We start from the raw sequence: 244 nt of genomic DNA, 5'->3' as shown, positions 1-244 counted from the left end.
CCGTGCTCAGACCCGCCACCTGACCCGTCGTCAGCGAGGCGATTGCCAGCGTTGCCAGCTGCGCCGTGCTCAGCGCGTTCAGCGCCGTCGTGGTCAGCGACTGCACCTGCGTGCTCGTCAGCGAAGCGATGCCTGCCGTGCCAAGGCCGTTCACGAGTTGCGAGCTGTTCAGCGCCTTGAGGTCAGCCGAGTTCAGCTGGCGCACCTGCGTCGAGCTCAGCGCCGCGAGTTGACCGGTGCTCAA

General features: G+C 67.2%; 1 protein-coding gene. It reads right to left on the bottom strand.

All coding sequences use genetic code 11. The features are described 5' to 3' along the window. The coding region (locus U5A52_RS43250) for a hypothetical protein (protein ID WP_321940542.1) at positions 1-244 on the bottom strand (244 nt) is incomplete at both ends.

The organism is Paraburkholderia sp. J8-2, assembly GCF_905220195.1.
Lineage (GTDB): Bacteria > Pseudomonadota > Gammaproteobacteria > Burkholderiales > Burkholderiaceae > Paraburkholderia.
Note: the sequence above shows the minus strand (reverse complement) of the source record. Positions and strands in the feature narration are given on the sequence as shown.